The organism is Pseudomonas defluvii, assembly GCF_001695625.1.
GTDB classification, from domain to species: domain Bacteria; phylum Pseudomonadota; class Gammaproteobacteria; order Pseudomonadales; family Pseudomonadaceae; genus Aquipseudomonas; species Aquipseudomonas defluvii.
On record NZ_MBPN01000127.1, the window covers coordinates 1 to 12,155 of the forward strand.

At 62.8% G+C, this 12,155-nt stretch carries 13 protein-coding genes; all 13 read right to left on the bottom strand.

Going from position 1 to position 12,155, the window contains the following annotated elements:
* Nucleotides 1-819 precede the first annotated feature (819 nt).
* Entirely contained in the window at nt 820-1,275 is a 456-nt protein-coding gene (locus EKA13_RS23305) for an REP-associated tyrosine transposase (RefSeq protein ID WP_065761553.1), read from the bottom strand.
* A 57-nt stretch (nt 1,276-1,332) separates the two neighbouring features.
* Nucleotides 1,333-1,881 carry an adenine phosphoribosyltransferase gene (locus EKA13_RS23310; protein WP_065761554.1) on the bottom strand — a complete coding sequence of 183 codons (549 nt, stop codon included), beginning with the start codon at nt 1,879-1,881 and terminating at the stop codon, nt 1,333-1,335.
* Between the two features lie 56 nt (nt 1,882-1,937).
* The gene (gene fnrA / locus EKA13_RS23315; protein ID WP_065761555.1) at nt 1,938-2,672 is read right to left on the bottom strand and encodes a Crp/Fnr family transcriptional regulator FnrA; all 735 of its coding nucleotides are present in this window, start codon (nt 2,670-2,672) and stop codon (nt 1,938-1,940) included.
* Nucleotides 2,673-2,782: 110 nt separating this feature from the next.
* A complete protein-coding gene (gene hemN / locus EKA13_RS23320; RefSeq protein ID WP_065761556.1) occupies nt 2,783-4,165 on the bottom strand; it encodes an oxygen-independent coproporphyrinogen III oxidase in 1,383 nt (460 codons plus the stop codon).
* 82 nt (nt 4,166-4,247) lie between these two features.
* A complete protein-coding gene (locus EKA13_RS23325) occupies nt 4,248-4,931 on the bottom strand; it encodes a sulfite exporter TauE/SafE family protein (RefSeq protein WP_065761557.1) in 684 nt (227 codons plus the stop codon).
* The gene (gene ccoS / locus EKA13_RS23330; RefSeq protein WP_065761558.1) at nt 4,924-5,151 is read right to left on the bottom strand and encodes a cbb3-type cytochrome oxidase assembly protein CcoS; all 228 of its coding nucleotides are present in this window, start codon (nt 5,149-5,151) and stop codon (nt 4,924-4,926) included. Before ccoS ends, EKA13_RS23325 begins: the two co-directional genes overlap by 8 nt.
* Nucleotides 5,152-5,164: 13 nt before the next feature.
* Nucleotides 5,165-7,615: a heavy metal translocating P-type ATPase gene (locus tag EKA13_RS23335; protein WP_065761559.1), complete on the bottom strand. Its 2,451-nt coding sequence runs from the start codon at nt 7,613-7,615 to the stop codon at nt 5,165-5,167.
* A gap of 78 nt (nt 7,616-7,693) precedes the next feature.
* Nucleotides 7,694-8,233: a FixH family protein gene (locus EKA13_RS23340; protein ID WP_065761560.1), complete on the bottom strand. Its 540-nt coding sequence runs from the start codon at nt 8,231-8,233 to the stop codon at nt 7,694-7,696.
* Nucleotides 8,234-8,245: 12 nt separating this feature from the next.
* Entirely contained in the window at nt 8,246-9,661 is a 1,416-nt protein-coding gene (ccoG, locus tag EKA13_RS23345) for a cytochrome c oxidase accessory protein CcoG (protein ID WP_065761561.1), read from the bottom strand.
* A 274-nt stretch (nt 9,662-9,935) separates the two neighbouring features.
* On the bottom strand, nt 9,936-10,916 hold the full coding sequence (gene ccoP, locus EKA13_RS23350; RefSeq protein ID WP_065761562.1) for a cytochrome-c oxidase, cbb3-type subunit III: 981 nt from the start codon (nt 10,914-10,916) through the stop codon (nt 9,936-9,938).
* Complete coding sequence (locus EKA13_RS23355; protein WP_065761563.1) at nt 10,913-11,110, bottom strand: CcoQ/FixQ family Cbb3-type cytochrome c oxidase assembly chaperone; 198 nt, start codon at nt 11,108-11,110, stop codon at nt 10,913-10,915. Before EKA13_RS23355 ends, ccoP begins: the two co-directional genes overlap by 4 nt.
* 5 nt (nt 11,111-11,115) lie before the next feature.
* Nucleotides 11,116-11,724: a cytochrome-c oxidase, cbb3-type subunit II gene (gene ccoO, locus EKA13_RS23360; protein WP_065761564.1), complete on the bottom strand. Its 609-nt coding sequence runs from the start codon at nt 11,722-11,724 to the stop codon at nt 11,116-11,118.
* Nucleotides 11,724-12,155 (bottom strand): cbb3-type cytochrome c oxidase subunit I (locus EKA13_RS23365; RefSeq protein ID WP_176717475.1); only part of this gene is annotated, 432 nt, incomplete at its 5' end. The genes ccoO and EKA13_RS23365, both read right to left, overlap by 1 nt.

The window sequence follows — 12,155 nt, forward strand, 5'->3', positions numbered from 1 at the left end:
GCCAGCTCCAACAGAAAGTGCAACCTGTAGGAGCCGGGCTTGCCCGCGATGCAGACGCCGCGCACTCGCGGACACCCACCGACGTCATCGCAGGCAAGCCAGCTCCAACAGGCCCCGCGCCAGCTGTAGGAGCGGGCCTTGCCCGCGATACAGGCGCCGCGCACTCACTGACACCCAACCGACGCCATCGCAGGCAAGCCAGCTTGTAGGAGCGGGTCTTGCCCGCGATGCAGATACCGCGCACTCACTGGCACCCCACCGACGCTATCGCAGGCAAGCGAGCTCCAACAGGCCTCGCGCCAGCTGTAGGAGCCGGGCTTGCCCGCGATACAGACGCCGCGCACTCACTGACACCGCGCCGAGGCCATCGCAGGCAAGCCAGCTCCAACAGATCCCACGCCAGCCTGTAGGAGCCGGGCTTGCCCGCGATACAGACACCGCGCACTCACTGGCACCGCGCCGAGGCCATCGCAGGCAACCCAGCTTGTAGGAGCGGGTCTTGCCCGCGATGCAGACGCCGCGAACTCACGGACACCCACCGACGCCATCGCAGGCAAGCCAGCTCCAACAGAAAGTGCAACCTGTAGGAGCCGGGCTTGCCCGCGATGCAAACGCCGCGAACTCACTGGCACCCCACCGAGGCCATCGCAGGCAACCCAGCTTGTAGGAGCGGGTCTTGCCCGCGATACAGACGCCGCGAACTCGCTGGCACCCCACCGAAGCCATGGCAGGCAAGCCAGCTCCAACAGGCCCCGCGCCAGCTGTAGGAGCGGGTCTTGCCCGCGATGCAGTCACTAGCCATCACAGGCACTCAGTGGTTCAGAGCCAGACGGCATCCCAGTGAGGGTAGTCGCCAATTTTTTGAACCAGCCCGGCGCGCAGTGGGTTGGCGATGATATAGCGGGCAATGGCCCGAACATCTTCTTCGTGGCGTAACGCGCGGTCGTGGAAGCCTGCTTGCCATAGCCGGCCCGAACGTAGGCAGGCCTTGTTTATTGCGCAGGTGCTTCGCGATTTGAGCTGCCGCATCACACTGCTCAAGGTTGTCTGTTGCAGTTCCATCAGCCAATGGAAGTGATCGGGCATTACCACCCAGGCGAGTGATCGCGCAGTGCTTGCCTGTTGTGCATGGCGGAACTCAGCGACCAACAGTCGTGCGAGCCTCAGGTCTGTGAAGATAGGTGTTCGATGCTCTGTGACGCTGGTCAACAGATACAGCCTGCCAGGTTCGGAAAACCTGCCCCGACGAAGGCGGTGGGAGTTTGGACGGTCCATGTCTATCTCCTTTTAAGTCCTACCATACAAGCAGGCTTGCCTGCGAGGGTGCCTGGGCTACTGTTCACTCAGGGAGAAGGTGGTCAGGCAGAACGTCGGAATGCCCGCCGCCTGCAGGCGCTGTGAGCCGCCCAGTTCGGGCAGGTCAATGATCGCTGCGGCTTCAAACACCTGGGCGCCGGTGCGGCGTATCAGGTTGGCCGCGGCCAGCAGCGTGCCACCCGTGGCGATCAGGTCGTCGAAGATCAGTACCGAGTCACCTTCGCACAGGCTGTCGGCATGCACTTCCAGAAAGGCTTCGCCGTATTCGGTCTGGTAGCCTTCGGTCAGCACGTCCGCAGGCAGTTTGCCTTGCTTGCGGAACAGGATCAGCGGTTTGTTCAACTGGTGGGCAATGATCGCGCCGATCAGAAAGCCACGCGCATCCATGGCGCCGATATGGCTGAACTCAGCTTCGACGTAGCGTTCGATAAAGGCGTCGGCGACATGGCGCAGGCCTCGGGGCGATTGAAACAGCGGGGTGATGTCGCGAAACACGACGCCGGGCTTGGGGAAGTCCATTACCGGGCGGATCAAGGCCTTGAGGTTGAAAGTGTCGCTGGGCATGGTGCGGGTATCCTGAGGAACAAATGCCCATCAGTATACCCGCTTATACGCGGTGTTCAGCCTTCCAGGGCGCCGCCCGCCAGGGCACACAGCTGGATTGGGTCCACGATGCGCACTTCCTTGCCTTCGGCTTCGATCAGGCCATTCTGCTGGAAGCGGGTAAACACCCGGGACACGGTTTCCACCGCCAGGCCCAGGTAGTTGCCGATTTCGTTGCGCGACATGCTCAGGCGGAACTGGTTGGCCGAGTAGCCGCGAGCACGGAAGCGCGCCGACAGGTTGACCAGGAAAGTGGCAATACGCTCGTCGGCGGTTTTCTTCGACAGCAGCAGCATCATTTGCTGGTCGTCACGGATTTCCCGGCTCATGACGCGCATCAACTGGCGACGCAATTGCGGCAGTTGTACCGAGAGTTCGTCCAGGCGCTCAAAGGGAATCTCACATACCGATGTGGTTTCCTGGGCCTGGGCCGATACCGGATAGGCCTCGGTGTCCATGCCGGAAAGCCCGACCAGCTCACTGGGGAGGTGGAAGCCGGTGATCTGTTCTTCGCCGCTGTCGCTCAGGCTGAAGGTCTTCAGTGCGCCTGAGCGTACGGCATAGACCGAGCCGAAGTTTTCGCCCTGTCGGAACAGGAACTCGCCTTTCTTCAACGGACGCCCGCGTTTGACGATGTCGTCCAGTGCGTCCATGTCTTCCAGGTTGAGTGACAGGGGGAGACACAGGGGCGCCAGGCTGCAATCCTTGCAATGGGCTTGGTTGTGAGCGCGTTGTTTAACTGGCTCAGACATTTCATCAGTCCTTGTGGTAAAGCACACATAAGCCATAAGGGTAACTCAGCAAATTCCCTGAAGCCAGTGCGCTATACAAGCTGTTGATCGGTGTCTGTGCCCCCTCATCGTCAAATGACCCGCGAGAAACGCTGGCGGTTGTGCAGGTCCAGGTAGGCGTCGAAGACCATGCACACCGAGCGCACCAGCAAGCGGCCCGCTGGCAGTACCGTGATGCCTTCGGCGTCGAGGCTGATCAGGCCGTCCTTGGCCATGCCTTCCAGTGCCGGCCATTGGTCCTTGAAGTAGCCGCGAAAGTCGAGGGTGAATGCTTGTTCGATGGTCTCGAACTTCAGCTCGAAATGGCAGATCAACTGCTGGATCACGGCGCGGCGCACGCGGTCATCCTGATTGCAGATCAGCCCGCGGCTGGTGGCCAGTTGTGACAGGGTCAGGCTGTTCTGGTATTCGTTCAGGTCGCTGCTGTTCTGGCAGTACAGGTCGCCGATCTGGCTGATCGCCGAAACACCCAGACCAATCAGGTCGCAGTGCCCGTGGGTGGTGTAACCCTGGAAATTGCGCTGCAAGGTCGACTCTTCCTGGGCGATGGCCAGTTCGTCGTCCGGCAGGGCGAAGTGGTCCATGCCAATGTAGCGGTAGCCCGCAGCGGTGAGCTGTTCGATGGTGTTGTGCAGCATCTCGAGTTTGGCCGCAGGGGCGGGGAGGTCGTTGGCGTCGATCCGCCGTTGCGGCATGAAACGCTCGGGCAGGTGCGCGTAGTTGAACACCGAGAGCCGGTCTGGTTGCAGTTTGATCACTTCCTCGACCGTGCGGGCAAAACCTTCCGGGGTCTGCTTGGGCAGGCCGTAGATCAGGTCGAGGTTGACTGAACGGAACTGCAGGGTGCGTGCTGCCTCCATGATCGCACGGGTTTGCTCCAGGCTTTGCAGGCGGTTGATGGCCCGCTGTACTTGCGGGTCGAGGTCTTGTACGCCAAGGCTGACGCGGTTGAAGCCCAGTTCGCGCAGCAGGCCCATGGTCGACCAGTCGGCTTCGCGCGGGTCGATTTCGATGCCGTAGTCGCCGGAGTCGTCGTCCAGCAAGTTGAAGTGCTTGCGCAGGTGAGCCATGAGCTGGCGCAGTTCTTCGTGGCTGAGGAAGGTGGGAGTACCGCCCCCCAGGTGCAACTGCTCGACCTGTTGGTTAGGGTCGAGGTGGCAGGCAATCAGCTGGATTTCCTGCTCCAGGCGCTGCAGGTAGGGCTGGGCGCGACCACGGTCTTTGGTGATGACTTTGTTGCAGGCGCAGTAGTAGCAAATATTGGCGCAGAAGGGCACATGCACATACAGCGACAGTGGGCGCACCGCTCGACGGCTGTCACGCAGGGCGTGCAGCAGGTCGAAGGCGCCCACCTGGCTGTGCAGTTGCACGGCGGTTGGGTAGGAGGTGTAGCGTGGGCCTGCCAGATCGTAACGGCGAATCAGGTCAGAGTCCCAACGAAGTACGTCGAGCATGGAGGCAGTCCCTAGAGATGCGGCAATGTTTGAAGTCTAGGGAGCGATTCGCAACGGGGTGTTGATTTGCATCAACGCCGCTTCAGTGGCCCATCAGCCAATGCTGGTGCGGGCCGGGCAGGGTCCAGAGGCCGAAGAGGATCACCAGCAGGCCGCCCGCGATGCGCACGCCCCGTTTACGCAGTACCGCGCGGGTGCGTTCGGCAGCAAGGCCGGTGGCAAGCAGGACCGGCCAGGTGCCGAGGCCGAAGGCGAGCATCAGCAGGGCGCTGTCGAGGGCATTGCCCTGGCTGGCGGCCCACAGCAGGGTGCTGTAGACCAGGCCGCACGGCAACCAGCCCCAAAGCGCGCCGAGCAGCAGGGCGCGTGGCGCGCTGGACACCGGCAGCAGGCGGTTGGCAATCGGCTGGATATGCCGCCACAGGCCTCGGCCAAGGCCTTCGATACGGGTGAGGCCGCTCCACCAGCCTGCCAGGTACAAGCCCATGGCAATCAGCAGCAGTGCCGCCACGACGCGCATGCCGGTGGCGAGCGGGCTATTGCCCAGTGCCCAGCCTGCCAGGCCGAGCAGCAGGCCGGCGGTGGCATAACTGAGGATGCGGCCCAGGTTGTAGGCCAGCAGCAGGCGCAGGCGGCGGCTGCGTTGCTCCTGCGGGATCGCCAGGGTCAGGGCGCCCATCAGGCCGCCGCACATGCCCAGGCAATGGCCGCCGCCGAGCAAACCCAGAATCAGCGCCGAACTCAGCAGGGGCAGCAGGTCAGCCACGGGGTGGGGCGCCTTCGTCGTCGGGGCTGGCGGTTTTTTGAGCCGCTTGCGTGGTGTCTACGGCCGCCTGGTGTTTTGGGTCCTGGTCGTCGAACAGGATGCTGTGGGCCGGGCCTTCGAGGTCGTCATACTGGCCGCTGTCGACCGCCCAGAAAAATATGTACACGGCGATGGCAACGATCAGCAGCGCAGCAGGAATCATGACATAGAGCGCGGGCATGGAAATCTCCTGGTCAGGCCGTCGCAGGGCGAGAGGTGGCAGGCGCGGCCTGGGCCGAATCACCGGCGACGCGGGTCAGGCGCAGTGCGTTGAGCACCACGATCAATGAGCTGACCGACATGCCGACCGCCGCCCAGACCGGTGTGATCCAGCCCAGTGCCGCGAACGGCAGCATCAGGCCATTGTACAGGCTTGCCCAGAGCAGGTTCTCGATAATAATGCGGCGGGTGCGCCGGGCCAGGGCGAAGGCATGCACCAGTGCGTCCAGCCGATTGGACAGCAACACGGCATCGGCGCTGGTCTTGGCCAGGTCGGTGGCGGAGCCCATGGCAATGCTGATGTCGGCGGCTGCCAGTACCGGCACGTCGTTGACGCCGTCGCCGAGCATCAGCACCTTGTGCCCTTCGTGTTGCAATGCCTTGAGCTTCTCCAGTTTGTCGTCCGGGCGCAGGCCGCCGATGGCCAGGTCGATGTTCAGTTCTGCCGCGACGCTGGCGACCATGGGGGAGCTGTCCCCGGAGAGCAGCAGGGTTTTCCAGCCGCGGGCCTTGCACGCCGCCACCAGGTCGCTGGCGTCATGGCGCAGGCGGTCGTCCAGGCCAAACCAGGCCAGCGGGCCTTCGGTGTCGCCGAGCAGTAGCCATTGCCCGGCCTCATTGGGCATCGGCGGCACGGTACTGCCGCTGAGGGCACAAACAAAGGCGGGCTGACCGATACGCAGCCGCTGCCCGTCAACCTGGCCCTCAAGGCCGAGGCCGGGTGAGGCCTGGACTTCGTCAGCGACGTGTTGGACGCGACCGAAGGCGCGGGCAATCGGGTGCTCGGAGCGGTTTTCGAGGGCAGCGGCCAGTTTCAGGCAGTGATCGGCGTCGGCGTTGCCGAGTGGGCGAATACTGCGCAGGGTCAGGCGGCCTTCGGTCAGGGTGCCGGTCTTGTCGAAGATCACCGTGTCGATCTGGTTCAGGCCTTCCAGCACATGGCCGCGGGTGAGCAGCAGGCCCAGCTTGTGCAGGGTGCCGGTGGCGGCGGTGAGTGCCGTGGGGGTGGCCAGCGACAGGGCGCACGGGCAGGTGGCAACCAGCATGGCCAGCACGATCCAGAAGGCCCGGTCGGCATCCAGTTGCCACCAGAGCAGGCCGATTGCAACCGAAGCGATCAGGGTGAACAGCAGGAACCACTGTGAGGCGCGGTCGGCGATCACCGCCAGCCGGGGCTTTTCCGACTGCGCCCGCTCCAGCAGGCGGACAATGGCAGACAGCCGGGTGTCATGGCCCAGTGCCTGTACTTCGACGGTGAGCACGCTTTCCACGTTCAGGGTGCCGGCGGTCACGGCATCGCCGGGCTGGCGCGGTTGTGGCAGGTACTCGCCGGTGAGCAGCGATTCATCGACGCTGGACTGGCCGTCAAGGATGCGCCCATCGGCGGGCAGCACGGCGCCCGGGTGGACCAGCACGCGGTCACCCACGTGCAGTTCGCTGAGCAGGATGCGTTCGCTGTTGCCCTGTGTATCCAGGCGCAGGCAGGAAGCCGGGAGCAGGTTGACCAGTTGCGCGGTAGCCGCTGCGGTTCGTTCGCGGGCCCGTCGCTCCAGGTAGCGGCCGGCCAGCAGGAACAGGGCGAACATGCCGACCGCGTCGAAGTACAGCTCGCCACTGCCGGTGATGGCCGTCCAGATACCGGCACCGTAGGCCAGGCCAATGGCCAGTGACACCGAGACGTCCATGGTCAGGTGGCGGGTACGCAGGTCGCGGGCGGCGCCGCGGAAGAACGGCGCACAGCTGTAGAAGACAATCGGGGTGGTCAGGAACATCGCCACCCAACGCAGGATGGTGTGCAGTTCCGGGCTGAGGTCAATGTTGAATTCCGGCCAGGTGGCCATGGTTGCCATCATCGCCTGGAACCACAGCAGCCCGGCAACGCCCAGTTGGCGCAGGGCTGTACGGTTTTCGTTGGCCAGTTGCTCGGCGGCGCGGTCGGCCTGGTAGGGGTGCGCGGCGTAGCCGATCTGGCGCAGTTCGGCGAGCAGTTTTGACAGGGGGAGTTGGCTGTCGCTCCAGTGCACTTGCAGGCGGTGGTTCGACAGGTTCAGCCGGGCCTCGGCCACGCCGGGCAGGTTGCGCAGGTGCTTTTCGATCAGCCAGCCGCAGGCGGCGCAACTGATGCCCTCGATCAGCAGGGTGGTCTCGGCCTGTTCGCCGGTGTGGCGCACGAATGGTTTCTGGACGTCGGGACGGTCGTACAGGGCCAGTTCATCGACCAGTTGCAGGGGCAGTGCATCAGGGTTGGCGCTGGCTTCGCTGCGGTGCTGGTAGTAGCTTTCCAGGTTCCCGGCGACGATGGCTTCGGCGACTGCCTGGCAGCCCGGGCAGCAGAACTGGCGCGGTTCACCCAGTACCACAGCGGTGAAGTGGCTGCCGCCAGGGACGGGCAGGGCGCAGTGGTAGCAGGGGGTGGGGCTGGTCATGGTGTCTATCGCAGGCAGTTCAGGACGGGCACGGCCGGCCCCCGCAGGGGCCGAGCGTGCCAGCGATGATGGCGAAACTCATTGTTCCAGGTGTTCGGCGCCCTGAAGGGCTTCATCGCCCAATACCAGGGTTTTGTCGTGGCCGACCTGTTCTTCCTCGAACAGGCGCCAGACGTGCTCGTCCTGGCTGCCCAGCAACTCCACGAAACGCCGACCTTCTACCTTGTCATTGAGCTGGCCAAGGTAGCGGCCGGGTTCACTTTCACTGCGTACCAGTTCAATCTTGCGGTCTTTCTCGGGCTGCGTTGGCGAGATCAGGTTCAGCGTCAGGCGTTGCGGCTGGCTGTCGCCCTGCAGGCGCAGGTCGACTTCGCCGGTGAGCTCGTCCAGGTGCACGCTGGCCTTGAGCTTGAGCGTCTGCGCCAGCAACTCGCGGTCGAGTGAGCGGTTGATGCCTTTGCCGGCCTCGTAGTAGTTGTCGTTGACCAGGTTGTCCGGGTTGTTTACCGCGATGCCAACCATGGTCAGGCTGAGGGTCACCGATGTGGCCAGAATGCCAATGATGATCCAGGGCCAGAGGTGCTTGTACCAGGGGCTTGCGGCAGTTGCTGAACGCATTGGCAGACTCTCTTATCGAATTTGCGGGCCGATGAATCGGCTCTTGGCTTCAACCTGGACGTTGCTGTCATCGGCGTCGCGCAGGATGAAGGTGACTTCGTTGGTGGTCGAGGGCAGTTGTTCCGGTGCCATCGACAGTTGCACGGGCAGGCTGACGATATCGCCGGCAGCGACGCTGACTTCACGCACGGCTTCAAGCTTGAGGCCTGGCAGGCCGACGGCATCGAGCACGTACACGTGATCGCGCTGGTCCTTGTTCATGACTTTCAGGCTGTAGACGTTTTCGATCCGGCCCTGGGCGTTTTCACGGTACAGGACGCGGTCTTTGCTGACGTCGAAGCCAACCAGCGAACGCATGACGAAGGCGCTGGTCAGCAGGCCGATCATGGTCAACAGCACAATGGCGTAGCCGATCAGGCGTGGGCGCACCATGTGGGTTTTCTGCCCCGACAGGTTGTGCTCGGTGGTGTAGCTGATCAGCCCGCGTGGGTAGTTCATCTTGTCCATGATGGTGTCGCAGGCGTCGATACAGGCGGCGCAGCCGATGCACTCGATCTGCAGGCCGTCACGGATATCAATGCCGGTCGGGCACACCTGAACGCACATGGTGCAGTCGATGCAGTCCCCCAGGCCTTTGGCCTTGTAGTCGATATCCTTTTTGCGCGGGCCACGGGTTTCGCCCCGGCGCGGGTCGTAGGAGACGATCAGGGTGTCCTTGTCGAACATGACGCTCTGGAAGCGGGCGTATGGGCACATGTAGATGCACACCTGCTCGCGCAGCCAGCCGGCGTTGCCGTAGGTGGCCAGGGTGAAGAAACCCACCCAGAAGTAGGCCCAGCCATCGGCCTGGCCGGTGAAAAACTCTACCACCAGCTCGCGGATCGGCGAGAAGTAGCCGACGAAGGTCATCCCGGTGACAAAACCGATCAGCAGCCACAGGCTGTGTTTGGCCAGTTTGCGCAGGAATTTGTTGCCGCTCATCGGGGCCTTGTCGAGTTTCATGCGCTGGTTGCGGTCGCCTTCGGTGACCTTTTCGCACCACATGAAGACCCAGGTCCAGACGCTTTGCGGGCAGGTGTAGCCACACCACACCCGGCCGGCGAAGACGGTGATGAAGAACAGGCCGAAGGCCGCCACGATCAACAGGCCAGAAAGCAGGATGAAGTCCTGCGGCCAGATGGTCGCGCCAAAGATGTAGAACTTGCGCTCGGGCAGGTTCCACCAGACGGCCTGGTGGTTGCCCCAGTTCAGCCAGACGGTGCCGAAATAGAGCACGAACAGGACTGCGCCGCCAACCATCCGCAGGTTGCGGAACAGGCCGGTGAAAGCGCGGGTATAGATTTTGTCACGAGAGGCATAGAGGTCGACGCTGTTGTCGGCTTTCTTGGCAGGCGGTGTGACGTCGTGTACCGGAATCTGGTTGCTCATCATTGAGTCCCACGGCAGTGGAAAAGTGCCACGACCCGTACATGCAGGCCGCAGTCAAAAGCTTGATGCTCTAGGGCGCATGATACGCCTGTACTGGCATTACGGGGGAGGGGTGCGACTTTTGGCCGCGTTGGGTAAAGCTTTGCGATAGTGTAATGGCATGTGTCAATTGACGCAGGTCACGAAGCCGGTGATCGCCGAATCCGTCACGGCTTGATGGGTGTAAAAAAGCCCCGCCAGCGCAGGCTGGCGGGGCTTCTTTCAGCCGATCGAATTACTTCGCGTCGGTCGCCTTGTCGGCTTGGTGCGACAGGCTGTAGACGTAGGCTGCCAGCAGGTGAACCTTGTCGTTACCCTGCAGGTCCTGCTGGGCAGGCATCTGGCCCTGACGGCCATAACGGATGGTCTGCTGCAGTTGAGCAAAGCTCGAACCGTAGATGAACGCCTGTGGGTGAGTCAGGTTCGGTGCGCCCATGGCCGGGGTACCTTTACCTTCAGGCCCGTGGCACGCCACGCAGTTGGCAGCGAAGAGCTTCTGACCGTTGGCCGGATCGGCTTTCGCGCCTTCTGGCAGGGTGCGGCCATCGAGGTTGGTCAGGACAAAGGCCGCCACGTCGGCTACGCCTTGCTCGCCAATCACTTCAGCCCAGGCCGGCATCACACCATGACGACCGGCCATGATGGTGGTCTTGATGGTTTCCGGCTCGCCGCCCCAGCGCCAGTCGTTGTCGGTCAGGTTCGGGAAACCGTAGGAGCCCTTGGCGTCGGAACCGTGGCACACCGAGCAGTTGGAGGCGAACAGGCGGCCACCCATTTTCAGTGCTTGCGGATCCTTGGCGACTTCCTCAATCGGCATGGCAGCAAATTTGGCGAAGATCGGCCCAAACTTGGCATCCGAACGCGCCATTTCCTTTTCCCACTCGTGAACGCCGGTCCAGCCAGGCTGGCCGTTGGCGAACTCGGTTTTCTTGTCGTTATCCAGGTACTGATAACCTGGCAACATACCTTTCCAGTTGCCCAGGCCGGGGTACAGCACCAGGTAGCCCAGGGCAAAGATGATGGTGCCGACGAACAGCATGAACCACCATTTCGGCAGTGGGTTGTCGTACTCCTCGATACCATCGAAGGAGTGGCCCACGGTTTCATCGGTGGCTTCGCTGCGCTGGCCCTTGCGGGTGGACAGCAGCAGCCAGGTCAGGGCGAAGATGGTGCCCAGACTCAAAACGGTGACGTACAGACTCCAGAAGGTAGTCATTCGTTGTTACTCCTAGAAGCTCTCGCTTGCGCTTGCTCGACGTGCTTGATGGCCTCGGGATCATCCGCGAAAGGCAGCAAGGTCGCTTCGTCGAACTCAGACTTGCGTCGAGAACTGAATACCCACAACGCCAGGCCAATGAAGGCCACCATCACCACGACGGTGCCCAGGCCACGAATCATCCCGATATCCATCAAGGTCACCGTTTGCTTTTGATGATGGTGCCCAGCCCTTGCAGGTAGGCAACCAGGGCGTCCATTTCAGTCTTGCCCTTGACCGCGTCGCGGGCACCGGCGATGTCTTCGTCGGTGTACGGCACGCCCAGGGTGCGCAGGACTTCCATCTTCTTGGCGGTTTCCTTGCCGTCGAGCTTGTTCTCTACCAGCCATGGGTAGGAAGGCATCTTCGACTCAGGCACGACGTTGCGCGGGTTGTACAGGTGCGCACGGTGCCAGTCGTCGGAGTAGCGACCGCCAACACGGGCCAGGTCCGGGCCGGTACGCTTGGAACCCCACAGGAACGGGTGGTCCCAGACGCTTTCACCGGCAACCGAGTAGTGGCCGTAGCGCTCGGTTTCAGCACGGAACGGGCGGATCATCTGCGAGTGGCAGCCGACACAGCCGTTGGCGATGTATACATCACGGCCTTCCAGTTCCAGCGCGGTGCGCGGCTTCATGCCTTCGACCGGCTTGTTGGTGACGTCCTGGAAGAACAGCGGGACGATCTGGGTCAGGCCGCCGATACTGACGGCGATGACCATGAAGAAGGCCAGCAGGCCGATATTCTTCTCGACTACTTCGTGCTTCATCAGTGAGCTCCAACTACGATCTGAGCGGCGGCTTCAGCTTCTGCCGGCTTCGAGGCGCGTACGGTACGGTAGACGTTGTACGCCATCAGCAGCATGCCGGAGGCGAAGAACGCACCGCCCAGCGCACGGACGATGAAGCCCGGGTGGCTGGCTTGCAGCGCTTCGACGAAGGAGTAGGTGAGGGTGCCGTCATCGTTGATTGCACGCCACATCAGGCCCTGGGTGATACCGTTGACCCACATCGAGGCGATGTACAGCACGGTGCCGATAGTGGCCAGCCAGAAGTGGGCGTTGATCAGGCCGATGCTGTGCATCTGCTCGCGACCGTAGACCTTCGGAATCAGGTGGTACAGGGCGCCGATGGAGATCATCGCTACCCAGCCCAGAGCGCCGGCGTGTACGTGGCCGATGGTCCAGTCGGTGTAGTGCGA

Coding starts and splice junctions, on each gene's coding strand:
- EKA13_RS23310 (WP_065761554.1), bottom strand. CDS start 1,881: ATGCCCAGCGACACTTTCAACCTCAAGGCCTTGATCCGCCCGGTAATG.
- ccoG (WP_065761561.1), bottom strand. CDS start 9,661: ATGAGCAACCAGATTCCGGTACACGACGTCACACCGCCTGCCAAGAAA.
- EKA13_RS23355 (WP_065761563.1), bottom strand. CDS start 11,110: ATGGATATCGGGATGATTCGTGGCCTGGGCACCGTCGTGGTGATGGTG.
- ccoO (WP_065761564.1), bottom strand. CDS start 11,724: ATGAAGCACGAAGTAGTCGAGAAGAATATCGGCCTGCTGGCCTTCTTC.
- hemN (WP_065761556.1), bottom strand. CDS start 4,165: ATGCTCGACGTACTTCGTTGGGACTCTGACCTGATTCGCCGTTACGAT.
- fnrA (WP_065761555.1), bottom strand. CDS start 2,672: ATGTCTGAGCCAGTTAAACAACGCGCTCACAACCAAGCCCATTGCAAG.
- ccoP (WP_065761562.1), bottom strand. CDS start 10,916: ATGACTACCTTCTGGAGTCTGTACGTCACCGTTTTGAGTCTGGGCACC.
- EKA13_RS23335 (WP_065761559.1), bottom strand. CDS start 7,615: ATGACCAGCCCCACCCCCTGCTACCACTGCGCCCTGCCCGTCCCTGGC.
- EKA13_RS23340 (WP_065761560.1), bottom strand. CDS start 8,233: ATGCGTTCAGCAACTGCCGCAAGCCCCTGGTACAAGCACCTCTGGCCC.
- ccoS (WP_065761558.1), bottom strand. CDS start 5,151: ATGCCCGCGCTCTATGTCATGATTCCTGCTGCGCTGCTGATCGTTGCC.
- EKA13_RS23305 (WP_065761553.1), bottom strand. CDS start 1,275: ATGGACCGTCCAAACTCCCACCGCCTTCGTCGGGGCAGGTTTTCCGAA.